Raw genomic sequence first — 23,235 nt, 5'->3', positions numbered from 1 at the left:
GCCGCCGATGCGGTCATAGGCGAATAACTCGCCCATATTGACCATTCGATAACCTGAGCCCCGCACGGCAGTCGGTCGGGTCAATCCATTCCTGACTGGTTCCGAGTAGAGCGAGCCAAAGCTAACTTGAGGAAATGTCACAGCCCCATCTCCTCGAAGTTAACGTGAATCACTTTCGCGAGCTCGACAGCCTCACCATTCAGATCTACAAGTTCTGTGTGAATGTCGCGAATCGTCTCATCAAAGTCGAAATCGTCATCAACCTCAGCAGGCGCGACTCCAACGTATCTAGCGGGACTAAGACTCCAATCTGCAGCTTCGATGTCATCCCGGTCCGTGACTTTTACCAATCCTGGCACGTCCGTCAGTTTGCCTTCTGGAAAACGCTCCAATAGCCACGTCACCTGCCGGTGGAAATACACAGCTCGCCGCAACTGCTCTACGGCGTCTCTCCGTTGAACCTCAAGCTGCTTCAGATCCCGACCAATCTGACGCCGATCGTAAGTGAGCGATTCTTTTGCATCGTCATTCGCGTCAGCGAGCATTTTCCCGATGTAACCATGTGTTCGTTCCGCAATCTTGTAGAGCAGATCAATCTGCTTAATTAGGCCACGAATGCGTTCTGCAAGTGGATCAAACTTCGAGCGGGCTGTTTGCTGTGGCCGAGTGGTTGCCGGAGGTTTGCCGTTTGTCACTTTCACGAACGCCGAAAGGTCGGCATCCAACGACTTGCGATCCTTCCGGTAAGGCTGGATGGCTTCACGATGCTCCAGTGCTGATTCCTCGACCGATGCCTTCGACTCGGCTGGCAGCGATTCACAACTCTGCATTGCCGTTTCAAATGCTTTGTACTTCCCTTCGAGATCTGCCAGCGTTGCCTCGAATTGCTCCAAGGCCGGCGGGATTGCTGCACACTCTGCCGTGATCGCTACCAGGTAACTTTGAACCAGAGCGATGAAGCGGTCCTTTTGACCGCGGTACAACCAGACGATGGAACTTAGGTTTGCCATCTGTTCCGGCGAGAAGTCGCAGATCGTGCGATTCACCTTCCGGAAGACGTTCCGCGCATCGATCATCAGGACTTTGTCGCGACGCTCGTTCGGCTTACCGCGATCGAAGAACCACAACTCGCAGGGGACCGTCCGCGTATAGAAGAAGTTCGACCGGATCGACATCATCACATCGACGTCGCCGGTCTTCACAATCCGCTCGCGGACGTCCTTCTCGCCGTGGCCGCCACTGGAGGCCTGCGACGACATGACAAAGCCGGCCCGGCCCGTCTCATTGAGGTAGCTCCAGAAATACGAAATCCACAGGTAGTTGCCGTTTGAGACCTTTTTCTGCTTGTTGACGCCCGGCAGCCCGAACGGCAGCCGTTGCGTATCCGTCTTGATCCGTTCCGCATCGACGAGGTCGACGTTGAACGGAGGATTGGCCATCACGAAGTCGGCTCCACCAACCAGATTATGTTCGTCCTGGTAGTAGGTGATGGCCTCGGCGATCTCGCCAGTCAGACCATGCACGGCGAGGTTCATCTGCGCGATGCGGATTGTGTCCGGATTCTTCTCCTGCCCATAAAACACAACCTTTTTCGCGGTGTCACCACCTTCGTGTTCGATGAAATGACTGGACTGCACGAACATCCCGCCGGAACCGCAGGCTGGATCAAAGACCTTGCCGTGATCCGGCTCGATGACGTTGACGATCATCTGCACGAGCGAAGACGGCGTGAAGAACTCGCCGTTGTCGTGGGCTTTCTGAATGGAGAACCGCGCCAGGAAGTACTCGTAGATGCGGCCGAACACATCGCCCGTGGCACTGCGAATCTGCTCACTGTTAAACAGTCGCATCAAGTCTTCGAGAACCTGCGGCTCAAAGATTCCGTAGTCTTTCGGCAGGACACCCTTCAGCGGATCGAACTTTTCCTCGATCGCTTTCATCGCGTCCGTGACCAGCGTCGGAAGAGCCTTCTCGCCACTGGACGCCATCGTCATGATCCAGTCGTAACGAGCCTCTTCTGGAAGCGGCAGGGCACGGCGACGAATGTAGTCCTGGTCGATAACCTTTCGCTTGGGCATTTTGCCCGCAGCTTTGTCCTCTTCGATCTGCTTCGTGGCCGTGTCAAAACGATTGGCAGCATGACGGAGAAAAATGATCCCCAAGACCGGCATGAAGTAATCACTCGACGTGAGCTTCGAATTCGCGCGCAGGTTGTCCGCTGCCGACCAGAGGTCGGCTTCCAGCTTTTCGATATCCTTAAACGAACTGCCATTCATTGGGTGTGGGATCCTTCATCGCTGCTTCGCATCGCATTCCGACTCAGTCAAAGAGTTTTCGTTGTGGGTCCGGACGCGGCTCATCCGCCGGCGCTCCCGGCACTGGGTACAAGAACTCGGAATCCGGGTCATGTTCGTGGTAACGCCGCTGAGCCAGATTACGGTTTTGCACCGCGTAACAGTAGACGCACCCATGTGGGCAGGTGTCATAGTCGCCGATGTCCTTGGACGCGAAGCAGCCGCACTCCTTGCGGGCTCCACGTTTTTCAACACGGATAGTCCGCCCGGAAACTTCTTCCAGCCGTGCCGCGTCGATGCACCGGGCTTCATTGGTCCCGGGCACGACCAGATCCGGCTGTGAGCAGACCGTCACCTGCATTCCATGAACATTGGCGATCGGCACCAGTTCCAACAACAGGGCCCGTTTCTCGTCGGCGTCCGGATCATGCCAGGTGAACCCAAACTCTTCGCCCGCCCAGTTCATGTTCCGGAGAGTCTTCTGATACAGATGGGCAAACGACACGACCACTTCGTCAGTGACGCCTTCCAGTTTGCCGCACAGCTGCGAGAAGTTCTCACGGTGAAAGTCGGCCGGTGTCAGGGAAGACATGACGATCGTGTCGTATCGCCAGACACAGGTGCGTGGTCCATACGTTTCCGAAACCTTGCGCAAGTGCTGGACGCTGCGGTCGGCATCGACCACAGAGAACTCCAGTGCCCGTGGATAATTGTTGATCGTGTGCTGAACGACGAAACGGTACCCGAGCTCGTGAACTTCCTTCAGGTTTGGCAGAAACGGGGCGATGTTCTTCGTCCAGAAAATGATTCCGTCCACATCCTCGAGTTCGAGCGACACGCGGCTGATCTGTTTTCGGTTCCACGGATTGACCATCCTGCAATACCCGGCGCGCAAGCGATTCATGAACCACTCACCGTAGAACGTCGGGATATCATTCTTGTAACTGGCGGAGATGATCATTGCTTTCGCGCAATCCTGTAGGCGACGTCAGCGCGAATTTTGGGCGGATCAAACTTGTCAATGTATGGTCTCAGGTCGGTCTTTTCTTCCTCAAATGGGAGATTCTGCATGCCTTGATCTGCCGCTACAATCGCCCAGTCATGACGCGTTGCCAATTCGTCGAACCAAGATGCGAATCCCGGTGAGTTGTTATCGACATAGAGCATCAACGCACCAGACTTTGCTGATCCCATCAAAGTTTCAAAATAGGCATTAGCTTGTTCACGCAGCGCATAGACCTCGGACATAAAGTAAATCAAAGTGAAGAGATCAGCTTGAAGGTACTTTGAGAACTTCATCCAAGTCGCAGCGTCGGTCACATCAAGAGGATGAAATACCGTTGAGATTCGAAAGGATGGGCCGAGCTTGTCGTCAACGTCACTCCAGGACTCTCCCCATGACGCATCTCGGTCGAGAATCTGGCATTTAAGTTCGGGTGTCTTTCCAGCTTTCAAGCAGTACTTGAGAATCCCTAGAAAGTCACTCCCTGGACCTCCGCCAACACACGAGGTGGTGACCTTGTTCTCATCAAATAGTGTGCGAAGCTGGCCAGTGCCTTCGATCAGTCGGTAAACCAAATTGGCGTGGGACGTGGTATAGCGATAAATATAAGCGAACCGACGGCAAGGATCGCTGTAATCCAAGCAGCCTTTTTTGGTGAGACTTCGGTATTCGTTCGACAAGGATGCGAGAGCCTCTCGTATCGACGCGTCCTTTGTGCCTGGATCACCAGGAATCGCTGCGTATGCCTCGTCGAGAACAGTCTTTATCAGCTGAAAACAGTTCATCCGAACGCCTGCGCCAAGGTCATCGATCACTAAACAGTAAACAAACAGGATGTTAACTGGTTTGTGCGCCGTTCACAAGCACCTGAGGTAAACTCAGGCTGGAGGACGAGAGTTGTCGCCAAAGCTGACGCTGTTTCCTCCAGTCAACAGTCAAAGCGATTGGTTGAATCTGAGCCAATCCAATCCTGTCACGTCCCCGTTCAAAACGCGGCAGAAACAGAATCGCCTCCTGAATGTCCGGAGCAAGCAACCGCAGGTTCATGATCTGGGTGATGCGGGCTCGCGTGACGTGCGCGAGCCGCGCCAACTCCGCGTAGTCCCTCACCTCGCCTCGCCGGATCAGGTCTTCGAACCGAATGGCTAGAGCCATCAGCCTGGCCACACGCGGTACTCGGCCTTTGGGCAACTCGGATTCATCTTGGTCATTCGCCACGCGGGCCGACAAGCGTGCCCCGCGCCCTCGGCGTTCGAACTTCAGCTTGCATTGGTAGTTGATCGACGTGTTCATGCCGCGTCCTCCGTTTCGATTTGGTCAGCCAGTTGCCGAATACCGGCAGCGTGGAAAGCGATCGAAACGTCGCCTGTCCCGCCGTCGTAATCGATTCGTTCAATTAGTAGATCAATGAGGCGGACTTGTTCACGCGGGGCGAGTGCCTCCCACACCGGATCGAACTTGGCGAGGGCCGCAGCAACATCGGCTTCGTCAATCATCGTGCGATCCAGAGCGAGCAGCTGCTCCTGAATGTCCGTCGCCCGTTGCTCGCCACTTCGGATGCGTTCTTGCAGATCGGCCAGTCGCTTCCTGGCCGGCGTCTCCCGGTCGCCGGGTTCAACCTGCGGGAGCAGTTCGCGAACCTCGGCGTCCCAGTGCGCCACGTCGCGCCGGACGCCGCGAAGTTCGGACTCCAGGCCCAATCGTTCGGACTGGCCCAGTGAACGCGCCTGCGCGACCGTGTCGCGGACCATCGTAGGGTCATGGCCAATGGCCCGGATCTGCTCCACGACGAACCGTTCGATCTCGCCCGCGGGAATCGACTTCGACGGACAGTTGTGCCAGCCGCGTTTCTGCGCGTTCGTGCAGACGTAGTAGCGATACCGCTTGTTGCCGTTCTTCGTCGAATGCGAGGGAGACATAGCGGTCCCGCACGCAGAACAATGGAGGATGCCTTTAAGCAAGGCACCGAACTTGTTCCGCACCGCCGCTCCGCCCGTTCGACCATTCCGGCTCAGGAGCGACTGGACCCGTTGCCACACGTCGGTACTGACGATCGCCTCGTGCTCACCGTCGTGGACTTCGTCCTTGTAGCGAAGCTTTCCGATGTAGGTGACGTTGGTCAGCAGCTTGTGGAGGCTCGTCTTGGTGAACCGTTTCCCGCCGCGCTCAATTCCCTTCTTGGTCGTCCACCGCTTGTTGACCCATCCCCGTTCGTCCAATTCGGCGACCACCGCGAGCAGCGACTGGTGTTCGGAGTAGAGATTGAAGATCGCTCGCACGCGGTCGGCCTCGGTCTCGTTGACCACAAGCTTTGAACCCTGCGGATCTACGTTGTATCCCAGCAGCGGCATGCCACCGGACCATTTGCCCTTGCGACGTGCGGCGGCGATCTTGTCGCGCGTCCGCTCGGAGATGATCTCCCGTTCAAATTGGGCGAAGGACAAGAGTACGTTCAACACCAACCGCCCCATCGATGTGGACGTATTGAACTGCTGGGTCACGGAGACGAACGACACATTGTGGCGATCAAACGTCTCCATGATCCGGGCGAAGTCGAGCAGGCTACGGGATAGCCGGTCAACCTTGTAAACGATCACGCAGTCGACTTTGCCAGCCTCGATGTCCGCCATCAGTCGCCGCAGAGCGGGGCGGTCCATGTTGCCGCCCGTAAACCCGCCGTCGTCGTAGCGATCTGGAAGGCACTCCCAGCCTTCGTGACGCTGGCTGACGATGTACGCCTCGCCCGATTCTCGCTGGGCGTCGAGCGTGTTGAACTCCTGGTCGAGTCCTTCTTCAGTGGACTTCCGGGTGTAGATCGCGCAGCGGACGACGTCGCGATGGGATTCGTTGCGTTTGCTTCTGGTCCTGGTCATCGTACGCTCTCCTTGCCGAGCCGAAAGAAATGGAAGCCGTTGCAGTGCTGGCCGGTAATCGCCCTGGCCACGCCGCTGAGCGACTTGTAGACCTCGCCTTCGAACTCGAAGCCTTTGGGCAGTACCTTCACCTGGACCATGTGGCCTTTGTATTCACGGGTGAGGATGCTTCCCGGCGGCGGGAGTCGATCGTCGCTGGTGTCGCCAAGCGTCCCCGTCGTCGTGCGATCCGGTGTGGTCACAGGTTTGAGCTTGGCCCTGGGTGGCGACAACCGCACGTCGGCGTCGTTGGCAAGTTCGGCCGCCCGCTGCCGGGCTCGCTCGGAAATGTCGCCTTCTTCCAGCGATTGCAACCGCCAAGCGATTCGCTTGATCAACCAGGCCTTGTTGCCGGCCTTCGTCTCTTCGTTGAAAACTTCCGCGTACCGCAGACGCAGCTCGCGAACGGTCATCCGCTCCAGCGCGGCGACCTCTTTAGCGATATTCACAGGCATTGGACTCTCCTTTCTCTTGGGTCTCAGAAACCGTTAACCGTTGTGGACACTGAGCACGGTTTCGCCGGGAACTTCAAGGCGTGGAGAGCCAGGATTCTCGGTGTTTTTGACGTCGGAAGATGACGCAGACGCTGACGGGAGAGCAGCCCGCGTGTGAAGACGGAGAATGCCAGCCGCTAAAATCTTGGCAATGGCGGCGCGACGCTCGTCAGGCGTCATGGAAATAGAATCGTCGAATGGTCGCATGCGGAGCCTCCGTGTGGAGATGCCCACAGCGACCTTCGCTTTGCGACCGGCGCGATGTCTGGCGAAACAAGATGGTTAACAGCCTCTATCTGTTAACCTACCCGGCACGGGATGAATATGACGCAGGCCAGTTGAGAAAGCGCGGGACCGCTCCTCATGTTACGCTTGGCGACTCATGTGCCCAATGATGGAGCTTAACTCGACCGCATTTCGCGATGACGTTTCCATTGCAGGTCGGGTAAATCCCACGACCACCTGGAAATGGAGCGCATCGAACGCCGCCAACTAATCTTATTCAAGGAATTCCTCCATTATCTCGAACGAAACGAAACTTGTAGGCCTCTCGGGCTGAAGCAACGGCACGAAGTCCTTTTCGAACAATTTCTTTTTGTCTTTAAGGTTCTTGTCTGTATAGATGACGGAATAGATGCCTTTGTCTTGAAAGAAAGTGCGATGCTTCTCCATCTCTTTTTCAAAATTGTCTTTGGCCATCTCATTGATTTTTGCCTGCGTCAGCCCTTTGATTTTGCGCAGGTAACCATGCGTGGACCACGGCGACAATTCAAATCCAACCTTGTCTAGGGTGAATGGATTGATGATGAGGAAGTCGAGTCGGTAGCGGTGTTGCTTGTGCAATCCGCCATATCGATACTCCGGTATCAGGAGTGGAACAGAATTGGGGTCTTCCTGCTGCTTTACGAAGTCCGCATAGAGTTCAGCAAGCTCATACTCATGAGTCGAACCAGAATTGCGAACAAGCGTGTCGGTAAAGAAGAGCAAATACTGGTCAACGTCGCTGAATTCAAAGATCTTTTTTTTGCCGGGAATAACCAGCCCTGTCTCCATCACATGACCAATGGTCCAGTAGCCATTCCGAAATGCGCGTATTTCGCTCTTGTCGTTTTCCCACTGGCCATCCTTAAATCGAGGTGTTACCGCCAGGCCGTAATTTGCGTTGGTTTGTCCGATCCATAAGATCGCTTCAGAGACGTGCGGCCTGTGTTTTGCAAGCTCCTCGTAATGCTTCAGGTACGATCGTTTCAGGAATAGCAGCAGGTATTCTTTGAATGCCTTTGACTTCTTCAGATGACGCATCATCTCGCGGCAACTGTGCTGAGTTTTGGCGGCCTTCACGAATCCTTCCATCCAATGCATGACGAATTGCTCGTGGCTGGGAACCACGTCGTGTTTCAGATCAAAAAAGTCATCATGCTTACTGCCAATAGTCGCGTTGAGTGACGCCTCGCTAGAGTAGCCCGTGTCCTTTAGGACTCTAGGCAGGAGCGAACGAAGTTTTTCTTTGATAGCCGCAATGATTCGGTTTCGTGCCGTTTTGTTTGGGTCACGTTTTGCCATTGGAATGCCCCTATCGTTCGCTGAATCCCATCACCAATCCCGTAATCAATTTAGCTGCCATTATGGGCTGAGGGCAGCATGGTAAATGGCGCGGCGCACAACCACTAACTCCCGACTTGCCGACTGTATTCGACGCCGGGCATTGTTCTGGAGAAGCCTGCAAGAAGGGTCCCTTCCGCTCAGCGCAAGGGACCAGCCTGTTAACTTTTGGGGGTCTGTTAATCAGAGACTTCGAGAGTTTTGGCCCGAGATTCCGGGCTGCGGAAGGAACCTTGAAGGTCCCTTTCGGACCCCGGAGATTCTCTCTCGAAACAGAGAGCGCCGTGCAGATGGCCAGAACGCCGCAAACCCTTGCGGGAACTGGCCGTAAACGCAAAACGCCCGGCAGCCGATCTCTCGACGCCGGGCGTTAACTGGTTTGGCGTTTCTTTCCGTAGAAAGTAAACGAGCTCCCCCGGCAGGACTCGAACCTGCGACAAGGCGGTTAACAGCCGCCTGCTCTACCAACTGAGCTACAGGGGATCAGAGGAACAGCTAAGTTTACGTTTTTCCTTTGCCCTTTCAAGGCCACCTAACGCGAAAGTTATGAGGGGGACGGCAAGAAAGGATTCCGGTGCTATCGAAGAAGACAATTTTCCCGAAGGAAGGTTCTCTAGCCAGTCAAAATCCTACTGCTGGCAGGCTATGCCGAGCGGGTTTTCACCATTTTGACTGAGTTCCCTTTTTCGTTGTACGAGACTTCCGACATATACGCCTTGATCAGCATGACGCCGCGGCCGGAGGGGACGTCCAGATTTTCGTCCAGCGTGGGATCGGGAACATCTTCGGGCTTAAATCCAGGGCCTTCATCGGTAATGTGGATCATGACACGTTCTTTTCCGACGCGCATATCGACTTCGACCGACTTGTTCGGATCTTGTTTGTTTCCGTGCTTAATTGCGTTGACGATAGCCTCTTCGGCGGCCAGGTGGATACCGAAGCTATCGTGCATGGCCCACTCGGCAAGCTCGAGTTGGTTCAGCAGTTCTTTGATGAGACGCTGTCCTTCGGCCGTATCACTAGGAATCGTTTCCTTGTTCGACCAAAGCCAGTTATTGTCATTGCCCATAACTAAGCGCAATCACGAATGGGAGGAGTGTTACGGGAAAAGCCAGTCAGGAACGCCTTCTTCCTGACTGATGTCTGCTGGCCGCTAGACACCCTGTCAAAAGACGGGTGATAGCATCAGTTTAGCGACAAAACCCCCTAACGGAAAACAGGGACTCCCAATTAGCCACGAAACGCAGCTAATGCGTCGGGAACGTCGTCCTTAATATCAAACAACTTATTCAGCCGGGTTATGGCAAACACTTCCATAATCTCCGGGCGAATATTGCTCATCTTCAAATGCCCGTCCTGCTGTTTAACCTGCTTGTCGAGGCTAATTAGCTTCCCCAAAGCCGAACTCGATAGGAATTCGACATGGGAGAAGTTCAGCAAAATGCTGCGTCTCTTATCGACCTCGACCAGGTCGTTAAACTCTTGCCCAATTTCTTGTATTTGGACGTCATCCAGGATCTTGCGATCCTTGAATTCGACTACGGCGACGTCCTCCACCTCGGTTACTTTGAGGCGCTTTTGGTCCGACATTGCTTTCAATTCCTTTACCTGAAGACTTCGCAGAATTCTAACGTAACGAGAATCGCGAATACAAAGGAAAAATGAGCATTCTGAGAATCTTACAGGCCACTTCAGCGCCAGAATCGTCTCAAACGCTAAAGCCTATGATAATTTCCACTTACGCGCTGTCAACGACAAATAGAATTGCCCGATCGCCCAAGCCGCAACGTTTCCAGGGTTCTATTCCCCACGTTTACCGGTAAGCACAGCGTGCTTCAGAAGTAGAAAATTGCCTCCGCGGTACTCGGTAACGATCCCAGAGACGACCCAGTTCAGCTCTCCGGTCGAACTTTCCTGGGCCTGAACCACGCGTTCCATCATGCGGTTTTCTAATATCTTGAGGACCATTTTCTCGCCGTCTTGCACAAAGCTCAGGCGATCTCCGATCCATTCGAATGTGCCTGATGCATCGACGATTTCAGCCCCTTCGCGAAGCCGCTTCATCTTTTCCTGAAGCTGCTGAGCCGACTTCATTCGGTCAGTTACCGGAGCCGCATTTTGCTCGGCCGCTGCAGATTGCTCTGGTGGCGACATGGCCACCACGCAGCTCAACACGACACAGAAGATACTCAACAAGCTCGGTAGCAGTTTCTTCACGGTAGATCTCTCGTTATCCACGATACCCAACAAAAAACCGCGCAAGTGTAGCTTGAGAATTGCGATGTTGCGTTAAGAAATCATCGTGCGGTGAAAAAACATCTTCGTTGCTTCTAAGCAACAACTCGGCAATCAACACAAGTCGCCGCAAAGCATTTCTATTACAACACTTAAGAACACGACCAGGTATATCGATTCTACTTGGCACTGCGACTGCATTTGGGAAGGAGCACCTTATCGATTGAAACTTGTCCCAACGGCAGATGCCCATGTACGACTCCATGACCTCTCTCTCACTCGCGCCGATTGTTGTGGCCTTTCTGTTCGTCCTTGGCAGCTTCCTGACCCTGGCCACTGGACATGTGTTTGCCCAGGATCTTGCCCCCTCGGCCATCGTCGAGCTTACAACGGCCAGCGGTCGAACGTTCCGGGGTAGAATTTCCCCCAAAAGCGACTTCAATACGGTCCACCTCACGACCAGTCGCGGGTCGATTGAGCTAAGTCGTCCGATCTCATGGACGGCGATTCGTCATCTAACGATCAACGAACTTCCCGCTTCGTTCGAAAAACTGGCAACCCTGATCACGAAAGTCCAAACGGAAGAGCGTCAGACTAAGGGCGCCGCCAATGTGATTACGCTCGGCCCGCCCGTGACTCCGAGAGAGAACCAAGTGGCGGTAGAACAACTCGAAGCTGGCCCCACGACCGCTCCCATCTCGACCGTCTCGTCTTGGGCAACCTTCAAAAGTTGGGATAGCGACCCAAGCGTTGATGGCCTGGAGGTCACCTTTACGCCGGAGGATGCCCAGGGACTTCCAACCGCAGCTCGCGGGCACTTAGAAGCGGAACTTTATGCCTTCCAGAATGCGTCGTTCTCGAGCGTTCCGCACGGCAGGGGCGCTCGTTTCGTGAAGATCGGTAGCTGGCGAATTCCGCTGGATCAAACGTTTCCGCGGTATGACTCCCGCGTGGCACGGCTGCCGTACCAAGCAATTTCTCCGGCTACCGATGGCCGTGTGTCGCCGCTGGGAACACTCGTGATCAAGCTGGTCGTTCCCGGCCAAGGCACATTTTCCGCCAGCCTGGAAGATGTTCGCTTGCGACCTTACAGCTCCATCCGCGATGCCAATGTTCTACGTGGTAATCCTCGTTTTCCTGAGGACGAAAACCCGCGTTACAGGCCATAAATCACACGCTGGACGTTTATCCAAATGTAATCTGCATCACACTTTGCAGAGCAACTCTTAACCCGGGTGACTACTGACTGCCCACCGAATTTGATCATTCTGACGGCGTTGTCGGTCAGGCCGACTTAAATCTGCTGTTTGACACATTGCTAACTTGTCGATTCAAGAAGCGCATATCGTTCTTGCGATTTCAGACACTATAGCGGATCTTGCGACCCTCTTAGGTATGACAAGAAGTAAAGAAGGCCGGCCGCTTAAAGCGGCCGGCCCGGCTTCCCCGAGACGAACGTGGGACAGAAACGATCATCGTCGAGGTTGCTTTACTCCTGGATTGGATACCAACTTTGATCCAGGTTCATTCTTGGAAGACTAACCGGACTGCAAGTCATGCTTAACTGGGGACCTTCCCAGCTCTGCGACACTTTGTTGGGAAGGTCTCTCTTTAAGTCACTCCAATTGAAGAAGCAGGCAAGTCGTTTCCCCGCCCTTCGAATGTCAGACATCACACTTGCTCCACAAGCAGATCGGCTAAGTCGGGTGTATTGGTTCGCTCAAGATCCCAATCCTCAAAGGGAACCATCAAACGACGCGCCAGGAACTGGAGCGCCGACATTGCCGAAACCATCTCTATTGGCGTTAGCGGTCGCGCGTGATCAATGTACGAACGCAGACGTTCAAGAACGAGCTCGGCAAATTCGAACTCATCTTGGCATCTCCGCAGCGACTTCTCATTGCACGACGATTGAAGTTCTGCCGTGCTTTTCAGAGTCTTGATTCTTGCGCGAACATGTAGAAATGCCTCAAGAGCTTGGGCATCTTGGCATTCGGGGAAATTGTGTAGACGCAGTTGATGGGAAAGTGTCTTAAAGGCCCCAAGCAGGGTAAGGGAAGGCATTAGCCATCACAACTTTCTCTGTCCCAATGCTTCATTGGAGAAAATCAGTGATCTAACGTTAGTATACTCGGATACGCTTATGAATAAGGTGTGAGTTTTTGACGAGTTTAGCACAATTTACGTCAAATATGGTAACGCTTATGCCGATTCCGAAGGGCTCATTGTTCCCGCACGTTTCTTGGAATCGCGTATCTCTCCTCAGTCAATTAAATTGAGGATCGATCAACGCCGCAATCGGCCTGTCAATGGCCAATTCGTCAGCGACTTTTATAAGAGACTGCCGCCTTTCGGCACAAGATCACGATTCGCAGTTTGTGCCCAGCTTGCCCTTTTGCCGCAAAGATAACTCGCGACATCATATCTACCGATGCCACGAGGCGATGCCATTAGATCAAGACGCTTGCGTAATTCTTGGGTTTGAGAGATTTGCTAACCAGGCTTCGGCATCGCCAAGCTATGAAGCACTAGCACGGCACCCATCGAAATAAGGGCCCAACCCAACCACTGCGGAGGTTTAATTGTCTTCTTGGCCGAGACGATATTAGAATCTTCGGCTGCCGCAACGAAGGCCGTCGGCACGTCGCTTGGCTCGGCCTTCTTCGAGTTGAATTGCTTCGCAAGAAACTGACTCGCTTCCTGAGTCAGGGTCACCGAGTCGACCAGGCGAAATTGAATGCCCAAGGCAAGCAAGACAACGCCGATCATGAAGTATTGATTGCGATTGATTTCCACGGTCAGCTCCGCTGAATCGCTGAAACTAGTTGCATGAAGGAATACGGACTGAACGGTCCGTTAATCCAATCTTCGAATCAACAGGGGCACGCGCCTGAGCGATTCCTCTAAGTCAAGGATCTTCTCTCTTATAAGGATTGCTCAGGGGGTATCGACGGTAGGGGATATTCCGAGAAGTCGGCTACGCTTGGACGAAGAGTTGCAATTCCACCGCTTCCCCCCTCACTTGGCGCTCATCCTTAACCTATCCATGTAAGGAACGTCAGGGGCGACCCCCGGCGTGTTGATCACATGTTCGCAATCTGGGCAGAGAAATATGAGTACATCCAATCCTTCACGTGGCCGAGTGCTTGTTTGTGATGATTCGATGTTAATGCGCAAACTTGTCATCGACTCTTTGACCGAAGACGGCTGGACACTGGCCGGTGAAGCGCAGAATGGCCAAGAGGCCTGCGAGAAGTACATCGAGCTACAGCCAGATGCCGTGACGATGGACATTGTCATGCCGGAACACGACGGCATTCACGGACTGGAAAAGATTATCGAACACGACCCGAATGCCAAGGTCGTCATGGTAAGTGCGTTGAATCAAACCTCGCTCGTCGCTGATTCGGTACGAAAAGGGGCTCAAGACTTCATGGTCAAGCCGTTTCTGCCGGAGCAATTGCAAGAAACAATGCGGCGACTGGTCGATGCCAATCTGCAGGCCTAGTTCCTGTCGATCCCATTTCCCGTGGGTAAAAATCGGAAAATCTTATCCACGCTTGTCTTGCGAGCGAGGAAAATACGCGAAGAAAGCGTCGGCAAATGAGGCCGACAGCCGCCTTGTGGCGTTGGTGAAACGCCCCAAATCGGCTAGTCTTACGGAATTGCAAGCATCGCAATCATCGCGTGGAATAGATGTATGGCCCCCGGCGTCCATGAACCCACCATCCGAGAGCACGACGACGAACTGAATAACCTGTCGTCGACGAGCTTTATTGGCTTGGTGTTGACGCAATTCTTCGGTGCCGCGAACGACAACATTTTCCGTTGGTTCGCCATTGGCATCGGGAAAGAACAGCAACCTGAACATGTAGGTACCATCTTGATGGCTGGTACCGCGTGTATGGTCGCTCCATACCTGATTTTTGCTCCGCATGCGGCCTATTTCGCCGATCGCTACAGCAAACGAAGCGTGATCGTTGCCTGTAAGATCGCAGAAATCGTGATCATGGCGCTCGGGATCATGCTTGCCTGGAGCGGTCAGCTCTTCTGGCTGTTCAGCGTGGTCTTCTTTCTCGGTGCACAAAGTGCCATGTACGGCCCTGCGAAATTGGGTGCGATTCCCGAGATTCTCAAGACCAAGCATATCTCCTCAGCCAATGGGATCATTGGCCTGGCCACGGTGGTTGCCACGGCCCTGGGGACCGTTGTCGGAAATCTGCTGAGTGACTGGACGCACCAGGGAGAAACCAATCTCTGGCTGGCCGGGCTGATTATGGTGGGTTTCGCTGCCGTCGGCATTCTAACCAGCTTGTGGATACAAAACCTGCCGATCAATCAGCCGGACATGAAATTCCCCTGGAATCCATTCCGCAGCGTGATCAAGGATCTCAGAGCACTCCGAATCAACAAGGCGATCTTTTATGTCGCGATGGGTAGCGCGTTCTTTTGGACATTAGCCGCGCTGGCCCAACTGAATATCGACCAATTTGCCGCTGAAAGCGGCACCACAACTCAGGCCGATGTCGGACCACTGCTGGCCGTATTGGTCGTGGGGACAGCGGTGGGCTGCATTCTGGCGGGGTACTGGTCGCAAGGTCACGTCGAAATGGGGATTCTCCCGCTCGGTGCAACCGGATTGGCGATCTGCTCATTCCTGCTGTTCCTCTGCCCTTCTCCGATTGTCGGTGCGGATGGAAACTGGAACTTTGTCTTCTTCGTGGCTAGTTTCTTGCTTTTCCTGATGGGATTGTCAGCTGGCCTGTTTGAAGTGCCGTTGGCTTCCTTCCTGCAACACCGAGCCCCGGCAGAAAAACGTGGCACGATCCTCGCCGCTACGAATTTCCTCACCTTCGGTGGTATCCTGCTGGTCTCGGTGGTGTTCTCCGTTCTGCGAACTCCGGTCTACGAAGGCGATATCAGCAACGTCGACCAAGTCGCCGAGTTAGAGGTCTCGCCCGAGTTCTCGAAAGAGGTCAAGCAGAAGTCGGATGAGCTTCGGGCTGATATCATCGCCGGTAAGGAGTACGACTCGCCGCTCGATATCGCCGCGTCGATGGCATCCAACGACGACGAAAAGACCTATGCGTTCGCTTCCTTGCTGATGACGCAGTTGCATCAGGCGTTCACCGATCAAAATCCGATTGATCGTAGCGAAGTAATTGATAAGTATCCCGACTACAAGCAGTTGGTCGCCGAGATTTATTTTCAAGCGACCAATTTGCCGCTGCTGAGTTCGCGGCAAATCTTCCTGTTGTGTGGCGTTGTTACCATCCCGATTTTGTTCTACATCCTTTACCTGCTTCCGCAGAACTCACTTCGCTTCCTTGTTTGGCTGGCGAGTGAAACGTTCTACCGCATTCGGGTTCATGATCGCGAAAACCTGCCAGCCGAAGGTGGTGCGCTGCTGGTCTCGAATCATGTTTCATGGCTCGATGGCGTTCTGCTGATGCTCACCAGTAGCCGGCCTGTTCGCATGCTAGTCTGGGGTGGAAACTTCAAGAGTGAATGGTTCCGCCGCTTTGTCGAGTACCACGGAGCGATCCTGATCGACAAAGGCCCGAAAGGAATTCAGAAGGCCCTTCAAAAGGGTCGCGAAGCGATCGAAAACGGGGAACTGGTTTGTGTGTTCGCCGAGGGAGGCATCACCCGTAGCGGACAAATCCAAGGCTTCAAGCCAGGCCTCTTGAAGATGGTCGAAGGCACTTCCGCCCCAGTCGTGCCTGTATTTATCGACGAACTCTGGGGAAGCGTTTTTACCTTCAGCGAAGGCCGGTTCTTCTGGAAAATACCTCGCAGTTGGCAAACCCCCATCTCGATTCATTTCGGCGAGCCAATCGAACCACCTTACGGTATTCATGTGATTCGCCAAGCAGTCCAAAAGTTAGGAGCGATCGCTTTCGAGCGACGAGTTGAGCGAGTGATTCCCCCAGCGAAAACGCTCCTTCGCGTTTGCAAACGACGTCTATTCACTTCCAAGGTAGCGGACTCAACTGGCGTTGACCTGACCGGTGGTGTCTTCCTGACACGCATCCTGGTACTGCGTCGCTTGCTCAAGCGGCACGTTCTCAAGTCACGCAAGGACGAACAATACGTCGGGGTTCTGTTGCCTCCATCGGTTGCCGGCGCCGCGGTTAATGGTGCCCTGGCCCTCGATCGCCGTATTGCGGTGAACTTGAACTACACGACCAGTAACGAAGTGATGAACCACTGCATCAACAAGTGTGGCATCAAGTCGGTACTAACCAGTCGTCGCTTTATGGAGAAGTTTGAGTGGGACCTCGATTGCGAGGTGGTCTACCTGGAAGATCTGAAAGACAAGCCGACCCTCTGGGACAAGATTAGCTGTGCGTTCACATCCTTTGTGCTTCCCAGTTGGATGCTGGATCGCACGTACGGCCTAAACAAGATTCGCCCAGACGATACGCTCACCGTGATCTTCACCTCTGGCTCGACTGGTGTCCCGAAAGGGGTGCAGCTGACCCATGCGAACATTTCGTCAAATGTTCAGGCCATTCAGCAGATGGTCCATCTGAATCGCCAGGACGTGATCATCGGGATCCTTCCGTTCTTCCATTCGTTTGGATACACGGTCACGCTCTGGACGCTGTTTGGCATCGATGTGAAGTCGGCCTACCACTTCAGTCCTCTGGAACCGAAGATCATTGGCAACCTGACCAAGAAGCACGGCGGAACGGTCATTTTGGCAACGCCTACATTCCTCCGCAGCTATCAACGTCGTGTCGACAAGGACGATTTTGCGACACTGGAAATCGTTGTCGCCGGTGCCGAAAAGCTGCCTGTCGATCTGTGTGAATCGTTCGAGCAAAAGTTTGGCGTTCGCCCCGTTGAAGGGTATGGAGCCACCGAACTTTCGCCGCTGGTATCGGTGAACATCCCTCCTGCCCGCTCGATCGACAACTTCCAGATCGATCGCAAGGAAGGCACCGTGGGACGACCGATCCCCAACGTCGCGGCCAAGATCATCGATCTCGATACGGGCGAAGCCAAAGGGGTCAACGAGCCTGGAATGCTCTATATCACGGGTCCAAACGTGATGAAGGGCTACCTGGATCAGCCTGAGGAAACCGCGAAGGTCCTACAAGATGGCTGGTACAAAACGGGCGACGTGGCCCTGATCGACGAAGACGGCTTTTTGAAGATCACCGGCCGGGTGAGTCGCTTCTCAAAGATCGGGGGCGAGATGATCCCACACGTGCGGATCGAAGAAGCTATCGAGCAGATCCTCGGCCCGCACGAGAGCGAAGAATTGGCAGTTGCCGTAACGGCCGTCGAGCATCCCACCAAGGGAGAACGCATCGTCGTCGTTCATGCTCCGCTTCAGCTCACGCCAGAGGACATCTGCCGACAGCTGAAGCAGGCCGGCCTACCGAACCTGTTCATTCCGTCGACCGACAGCTTCATGGAAGTCGAGAAGATTCCGATTCTCGGATCCGGCAAGCTCGACTTGAGGGAACTCAAGGCAATCGCCGACGCACGGTTCGCAACCAAGGATTCGACCGCGTCTTCTTCAAGTGAATCGAACTAGCGTCGTAGTTCCGCGAAGCGCTTTCTGGGGATCGATCCCAGAGAAGTTGAAGCCGTTTCTTCGACGGCTTCTTCCGTGACGGCCGGCTCCAAAGGACGCAACGCAACTTGCTCTGGTTGTTCCGGCAAGAGAGCAGGCTCCTGCACAGGGGCAGCCGCCAATGGAAGTGGTTCTTCTTCCTCCTCTTCGGCTTTGGCAAATTGCTGCTGAATGCCGCGTTCCGCAACGACCTTACGTTGATACACACGCGTCACCACATCGCCAAACTGCTTGCGAACCGTCGGATCGACTTTCTGCAAGCGGGAGACCAGGTTGTGCATTCCGTTCACGTTGTCTTCGGCGTTCTTTGAGATCTTACCGATGAAGGACGACGTTTCGGCAAAGTTGTAATCGGCCGTCTTACCAATCAGCGGGTGAAGCGTGCGGGCCAGGAAGTCAGCGCCGCGGCTCTCAAATTTGACGAAGACGTCCAGTCGATTCGAGACAAACGACTCCCCTTGAGCCGCTTTGGTGTAGCCTGACTGAAGGACGAGCACGCAGTTGGCCAGGATCTTCTTAGGAGCAAGTGGTCCTTCGTAGTACCCTTCGGCGAAGAAGATGTTCGTTTGGCCATCGGCATAAACAATGTCCACGTTGCTGACTGTGCCGGCGCCATCATTAGCGTGAAACGACGTGGGACTTAGCCGCCGCACCTGAACATTGGTAATCCCCATCAGCTCCCAGATGTTGACGACCACTTCGGGATAGCTAACCAGGAACGCATAGATTTCGGGATCACAGTCGATGACTTGTACTGGCAGTCGCCGAAAGATACTCGGGTCTTTCACGACCTGAGAAACGCGATTCTGATCGAGCGGTTTCATTTGCCCGAAGGGAATCAGGCGGAGCGCATCCTGTTTGTCTTCACGACTGAAACTGACGAGTTCGGCCTCAGCTTCCTGGGCATTTCCCGTGGATGCTTGCAACAAACCGAATACCAGAATGACACCCGCAAAACACGTCCACGAGCGCAAAATCGATCCGAGAAGACAGGTTGGAGTGGTTGAATTTCGGAAAATCGGCATGCAAGCATTCCCCCTAGGCTTCGCGATGGCTGAGATGGCCTTACCCTTAAATCGGTTGAACCGCTATGATCGCCACAATCATTCTCAGATTCCTAAACCGAACTATGTGCTAGCACTTGCGGGTTTTCGGCAATGAAAGCTCAACCGAGTCGCCCTGTCCTGAATTCAATCCATGCAGCATTCGAACGAAAGCCACTTTCGACCAGTTAAGACCACAGTGATACTGCTGGGCATGCTGCTATTGCTGGCAGTGGGGTTTAGCATCATGGCTTTGTGGTATTTGCTACCAGCGCGCATGGATACCATTTTGTTGAATGCTCCCGAGTCGGAGATTCCCAAAAGAATGGAGTACGCGTTACGTCATTCGTCGACTCCTTATCACGACCTCGCTCGCTGGATGGGTTCGGATCGCCCGATCATTGCGTTGGAAGCAACCCAACAGATGCAAGCCAGAATTGATAGGCTGCAAGCCGAACCAGGACTAGCCATTGCCAATCAGGCATACCAATTGGCAGAAGCTCTCAACGACGAGCTACCCAACTATCCTCAGCAAACGCGCGGCCGTGTTCATCTGATGGCTAGCCAGATGTCCAACTGGGATCTTGGAATGTCATCTCCTAAGCAAGGTCCATTTCTCATATTGCTAGAGGATATGATTCGCGACAGTAGACCAACCACATCCTCGACCGACCTGGCAGCGAGCGACCAGATGGTGATGAGCTACCTGAAACAGCAGCAGCCAGGCGACACCGCTTTGGAAAGCCCATCCCAGCTTCAGCAGATGGACGAGCTAGACCTACGAGGTGGACTGCCATGGAAACAGCAATCGATCCCCGGTGAGCCCCAAGACGCGTTAGCCACCCAGCCGGCGATTAAGGTTCACGTGCATAGCGATTCAGAGGTCCTGCCTGCCAACCGCCGGGTAGCAATCGATCGGCCCCTGAAGCTTCCTACGCTGGTTCAAAGCCCCAAACAGCTTCCACCTGGGCTCCACCCTACCGAGCCCCTGCCTGACTTCAGTCATCTGACCACACTGGAAATCATGTGGAAGTTACACCTACAGAACACGCGCATGGTAAAGCATGCCCGCGAAACTCTCATAGCGCGGAACTTCAATGCAGAAGATCTAGAACTCGCAACGAGACTCACGCACCCCGATGTCACACAGCGTCTACAACTCGTTCGAGAACTGCCCGTCATGCCTAGGGAGGATCGAACCCACTGGCTCTACTATATGACGAAAGATCCAGACGAGGGGGTCAGATATAGTGCGGCGGCTGCGCTTCTTACATCCACCGACCCGCGACTGCTAAGACGCTTGAAAGCGGACATGGCAACCGATCCAAGTCCGCGAGTTCAAGCATTAATTCGTAGATAGAGTGTCCCACGGAAGGGACACTTAGCATCTTAGTGCGTCAGCTTGCTGAGCATTTCCATCGCTTGCTTAGCGCGGCCAACACCGCCGATCGAGTCGACAAACTCTTTCGCCGTCATCAGATCTTCGGCAGTGATCTTGCCAGTCTTAGTTGGGCCATTCGCTTTTCGCTTATCCATCGACTTGATGGTGCTCACATACTGGGGCGTAACATCCTTGTAACCCGCCTTCTTCAAAGCGTCCGCGACAACGGTAGGCGAAGCTTCGGGGTTATCCTTCTGGTAATTACGGATTGCATCTGCTTTAGATGGCTTGTTAGTAGCGCGTTTTGCCATGCTTCGAACTTTATCTTTCAATGAAACAATCTAAGACGTTTCCAATATGCCTTGCCTAGGGCCTATACCTAGTCTAGACCCATGTGTCCAAATCGTCGACTTGCGAAAATTGAGAATGCTGGCAAACCGCAATACGCTTCCAACCGAGCGATTTTCTGGACTTTACTTCACCCTGTCGGTTTTGGCGGGCAAAGTGTAATCCCCGAATATATCGTGATCACCTACATCGACCACCCGCCTCTTATAGACTCACAACCATTTCTAAGGGAGAAAGTACAAGTAAGTGTCGTATTTGCCTGAAACGCTCATACCAACACACTCTTTTGGGTGACACCACCCAATCACTTAAAGGGGCACCCGACCGACCATATAACCGCGCATACTACATCTGTATCAACTATGAGTGAGAGAGTATCGCGACAAGAATCCACTCGCATGAGCGGGTGAGCAGCAATCGATAAACTGCGTCTGATACGAAAGAAAAAAGTGGGGATGACAGGAATCGAACCTGCACTCCTTGCGGAACTAGATCCTAAATCTAGCGCGTCTGCCAGTTTCGCCACATCCCCTGGCAATCCAACATCACACGTTTTAACGGTGACTCTGGATGAAGTTCACAAGTATATCATCACAGATACGGACTTGGCAACGTGGCCCCCTCTTGGGTGTTCGCGCCTAAGATGCGAAAACGGAAGGGTAGATCTTCCAGACGCCAGTCCTTTGCAAGGTTCCTTAAAAGCCACAGATAAACATGCCTGAATTAAAAGCAGTCGTTTTCGATATGGACGGGACCATCTTGAACACCGAGATGCTCTACCCGCAGGTCTCGACAGAAATTCTCCGTCGCCGCGGTCTCGTCCTGACCAAAGACCTGACCGATGCCATGATGGGACGGCCCGCTCCGAAAGCTTTTCAAGTGATGATCGACTGGCACGATCTGGCCGACTCGATCGAGACACTCCATCAAGAGTCTGAAGAAATATTCTCAGACATTCTGGAAACATCCCTGGGGCTCATGCCGGGTTTTACGGAACTGTTCAAATCGATCTTGGAAGCCAGTTACCCAATCGCCGTGTGTACCAGCGCCCAGCGAGCTTCAGCTATCGACCTACTAGGCCGCTTTAACATTACGCCAGAACTTCAATTTGTGATTGGCGGCGATGACGTAGAGCATGGTAAGCCGGATCCGGAAATCTACTTAACCGCAGCCGAACGCTTAGGCCTTTCACCAGGTGAGATTGTCGTCTTTGAGGACAGTGAAACCGGATGCAAGGCCGCCATCGACGCCGGTACCTATGCCATTGCCGTGCCGGGCGATCATAGTCGTGGACACGGTTTTGACGGAGCGCAGTTCGTGGCCGACTCGCTACACGATCGACGCATTTACGAGCAACTGGAATTACAACTCCCGATGTAGTTGATACCAAGGCGATACGTCGAGACATCAAACTGCCCCAAAGTCGATTGACGAAAATGCGAGCCCCCCTTTAAACTGGATGGGTGCGACCCCAGAAATGCACAGTGTCGGACACTGTTCCCTGCCCCCCCCGCAATAAAGGATTGACGCGATGAGAAATCTCGCCATCGTCCAGATCGACGACGACATCATGTTGGCGCCGGGATCTGGCCAAGATTCCAGCCTCTTACCCAGCAAACTCGCAGCTCGAAAACTCAATTCGACTCCCCTTATCGAATGGCTGGTACGTCGTATTTCCGAAGCCGAATTGATCGAAGGCATCGTCGTCGTCATGCCAGACCAGCCGCAGTACCGCGATCTGGTTTCTCTCATTCCACTAGACATTCCTTGCCACTTGAGCAAGAAGGAAACACCCCTGGCACGGCTGGCCGATGCGGCGCGTCAGTATCCTACTGATTCGATCGTCCGCGTCCCGCTGGAAACACCTTTCTGCGATCCCGTACTGATCGACCGGCTCTTGGTCACCGCGCAAATGCATGGGGACAAAGACTACATCGGATACTGCCTGGAAGATGGATGCCCCGCTTCCCAATCCTCGATCGGCTTGTTCTCGGAGTGGATCCGCAGTGCGGCGTTGGCCAAAGCCAATCGGGAAGTGAAATCGAACGCAGATGCCTATCGCGTCGACAGTTCGTTCCTCAACTACCCGGAACTGTTTGCCGTGGAAATGATTCCGGTCCCCGATTGCTTGAATCGCGGTGACCTGCGTTTCTCGGTCGCCAACGATGAGGACTGGGAAGAACTGCTAGCGATTGTCGATGCCCTCGGTGCAGAAACGCTGCAGTGGCAAGATGTCGTACGGATCATCGACACGCAGCCTCCTATTCGTCAGCGAATGGCGCGGCGCAATAAGCTGATTGCCTAGGCGATTCGGCCGACAGACAACCGAAAAGAT

Annotated in this window: 21 protein-coding genes and 2 tRNA genes; 6 read left to right on the top strand and 17 right to left on the bottom strand. The window is 54.0% G+C overall.

Annotated features, from left to right (window positions below; genetic code table 11):
* Positions 1 to 137 precede the first annotated feature (137 nt).
* The 13 genes from PSR63_RS18540 to PSR63_RS18485 all read right to left on the bottom strand — a co-directional run bounded on the left by PSR63_RS18540 (position 138) and on the right by PSR63_RS18485 (position 10,522).
* Positions 138 to 2,276, bottom strand: coding sequence for a type I restriction-modification system subunit M (locus tag PSR63_RS18540; RefSeq protein WP_274327168.1), 2,139 nt, complete (start codon positions 2,274 to 2,276; stop codon positions 138 to 140).
* 43 nt (positions 2,277 to 2,319) lie between these two features.
* On the bottom strand, positions 2,320 to 3,255 hold the full coding sequence (locus PSR63_RS18535; protein ID WP_274327167.1) for a DUF1848 domain-containing protein: 936 nt from the start codon (positions 3,253 to 3,255) through the stop codon (positions 2,320 to 2,322).
* Positions 3,252 to 3,749, bottom strand: a complete 498-nt coding sequence (locus tag PSR63_RS18530; RefSeq protein WP_274327166.1) for a hypothetical protein — start codon at positions 3,747 to 3,749, stop codon at positions 3,252 to 3,254. The genes PSR63_RS18535 and PSR63_RS18530 overlap by 4 nt, the downstream gene beginning before the upstream one ends.
* A gap of 385 nt (positions 3,750 to 4,134) precedes the next feature.
* The gene (locus tag PSR63_RS18525) at positions 4,135 to 4,590 is read right to left on the bottom strand and encodes a hypothetical protein (protein ID WP_274327165.1); all 456 of its coding nucleotides are present in this window, start codon (positions 4,588 to 4,590) and stop codon (positions 4,135 to 4,137) included.
* A complete protein-coding gene (locus PSR63_RS18520; RefSeq protein WP_274327164.1) occupies positions 4,587 to 6,170 on the bottom strand; it encodes a recombinase family protein in 1,584 nt (527 codons plus the stop codon). The genes PSR63_RS18525 and PSR63_RS18520 overlap by 4 nt, the downstream gene beginning before the upstream one ends.
* On the bottom strand, positions 6,167 to 6,664 hold the full coding sequence (locus PSR63_RS18515) for a DUF2924 domain-containing protein (protein WP_274327163.1): 498 nt from the start codon (positions 6,662 to 6,664) through the stop codon (positions 6,167 to 6,169). The genes PSR63_RS18520 and PSR63_RS18515 overlap by 4 nt, the downstream gene beginning before the upstream one ends.
* Positions 6,665 to 6,697: 33 nt before the next feature.
* Entirely contained in the window at positions 6,698 to 6,910 is a 213-nt protein-coding gene (locus tag PSR63_RS18510) for a hypothetical protein (RefSeq protein ID WP_274327162.1), read from the bottom strand.
* Between the two features lie 154 nt (positions 6,911 to 7,064).
* Complete coding sequence (locus PSR63_RS28225) at positions 7,065 to 7,154, bottom strand: competence protein CoiA family protein (RefSeq protein ID WP_443111099.1); 90 nt, start codon at positions 7,152 to 7,154, stop codon at positions 7,065 to 7,067.
* A 47-nt stretch (positions 7,155 to 7,201) separates the two neighbouring features.
* Positions 7,202 to 8,266, bottom strand: a complete 1,065-nt coding sequence (locus tag PSR63_RS18505) for a hypothetical protein (protein ID WP_274327161.1) — start codon at positions 8,264 to 8,266, stop codon at positions 7,202 to 7,204.
* 449 nt (positions 8,267 to 8,715) lie between these two features.
* A tRNA-Asn gene (locus PSR63_RS18500) sits at positions 8,716 to 8,788 on the bottom strand.
* A gap of 160 nt (positions 8,789 to 8,948) precedes the next feature.
* Positions 8,949 to 9,374: an ATP-binding protein gene (locus PSR63_RS18495; RefSeq protein WP_274327160.1), complete on the bottom strand. Its 426-nt coding sequence runs from the start codon at positions 9,372 to 9,374 to the stop codon at positions 8,949 to 8,951.
* Between the two features lie 161 nt (positions 9,375 to 9,535).
* A complete protein-coding gene (locus PSR63_RS18490) occupies positions 9,536 to 9,895 on the bottom strand; it encodes an STAS domain-containing protein (protein ID WP_274327159.1) in 360 nt (119 codons plus the stop codon).
* Between the two features lie 210 nt (positions 9,896 to 10,105).
* The gene (locus PSR63_RS18485; protein WP_274327158.1) at positions 10,106 to 10,522 is read right to left on the bottom strand and encodes a hypothetical protein; all 417 of its coding nucleotides are present in this window, start codon (positions 10,520 to 10,522) and stop codon (positions 10,106 to 10,108) included.
* 269 nt (positions 10,523 to 10,791) lie between these two features.
* Between PSR63_RS18485 and PSR63_RS18480 the strand changes: the two genes are divergently transcribed.
* Positions 10,792 to 11,709 (top strand): hypothetical protein, encoded by a 918-nt coding sequence (locus PSR63_RS18480; RefSeq protein WP_274327157.1) that lies wholly within the window; start codon positions 10,792 to 10,794, stop codon positions 11,707 to 11,709.
* 1,324 nt (positions 11,710 to 13,033) lie between these two features.
* Here PSR63_RS18480 and PSR63_RS18475 read toward each other — a convergent pair.
* Complete coding sequence (locus PSR63_RS18475) at positions 13,034 to 13,336, bottom strand: hypothetical protein (RefSeq protein WP_274327156.1); 303 nt, start codon at positions 13,334 to 13,336, stop codon at positions 13,034 to 13,036.
* A 316-nt stretch (positions 13,337 to 13,652) separates the two neighbouring features.
* Here PSR63_RS18475 and PSR63_RS18470 point away from each other — a divergent pair, with 316 nt between their 5' ends.
* Complete coding sequence (locus PSR63_RS18470) at positions 13,653 to 14,048, top strand: response regulator (protein ID WP_274327155.1); 396 nt, start codon at positions 13,653 to 13,655, stop codon at positions 14,046 to 14,048.
* 192 nt (positions 14,049 to 14,240) lie between these two features.
* A complete protein-coding gene (locus PSR63_RS18465) occupies positions 14,241 to 18,089 on the top strand; it encodes an MFS transporter (RefSeq protein WP_274327154.1) in 3,849 nt (1,282 codons plus the stop codon).
* On the opposite strand, the gene PSR63_RS18460 is transcribed toward PSR63_RS18465, so the two are convergent.
* Positions 18,086 to 19,057: a hypothetical protein gene (locus tag PSR63_RS18460; protein ID WP_274327153.1), complete on the bottom strand. Its 972-nt coding sequence runs from the start codon at positions 19,055 to 19,057 to the stop codon at positions 18,086 to 18,088. The genes PSR63_RS18465 and PSR63_RS18460 overlap by 4 nt on opposite strands.
* 268 nt (positions 19,058 to 19,325) lie before the next feature.
* On the opposite strand from PSR63_RS18460, the gene PSR63_RS18455 reads away from it, so the two are divergent.
* The gene (locus PSR63_RS18455) at positions 19,326 to 20,531 is read left to right on the top strand and encodes a HEAT repeat domain-containing protein (protein ID WP_274327152.1); all 1,206 of its coding nucleotides are present in this window, start codon (positions 19,326 to 19,328) and stop codon (positions 20,529 to 20,531) included.
* A gap of 29 nt (positions 20,532 to 20,560) precedes the next feature.
* Here the strand turns inward: PSR63_RS18455 and PSR63_RS18450 are convergent, their stop codons facing one another.
* On the bottom strand, positions 20,561 to 20,863 hold the full coding sequence (locus PSR63_RS18450) for a hypothetical protein (RefSeq protein WP_274327151.1): 303 nt from the start codon (positions 20,861 to 20,863) through the stop codon (positions 20,561 to 20,563).
* Between the two features lie 487 nt (positions 20,864 to 21,350).
* A tRNA-Leu gene (locus tag PSR63_RS18445) sits at positions 21,351 to 21,432 on the bottom strand.
* A 182-nt stretch (positions 21,433 to 21,614) separates the two neighbouring features.
* Between PSR63_RS18445 and PSR63_RS18440 the strand changes: the two genes are divergently transcribed.
* Both PSR63_RS18440 and PSR63_RS18435 read left to right on the top strand, forming a co-directional pair.
* The gene (locus tag PSR63_RS18440; protein ID WP_274327150.1) at positions 21,615 to 22,280 is read left to right on the top strand and encodes an HAD family hydrolase; all 666 of its coding nucleotides are present in this window, start codon (positions 21,615 to 21,617) and stop codon (positions 22,278 to 22,280) included.
* Between the two features lie 151 nt (positions 22,281 to 22,431).
* Complete coding sequence (locus PSR63_RS18435) at positions 22,432 to 23,205, top strand: NTP transferase domain-containing protein (protein ID WP_274327149.1); 774 nt, start codon at positions 22,432 to 22,434, stop codon at positions 23,203 to 23,205.
* The last annotated feature ends 30 nt before the right edge of the window (positions 23,206 to 23,235 follow it).

It is taken from the genome of Bremerella sp. P1 (genome assembly GCF_028748185.1).
Taxonomy (GTDB): Bacteria; Planctomycetota; Planctomycetia; order Pirellulales; family Pirellulaceae; genus Bremerella.
Note: the sequence above shows the minus strand (reverse complement) of the source record. Positions and strands in the feature narration are given on the sequence as shown.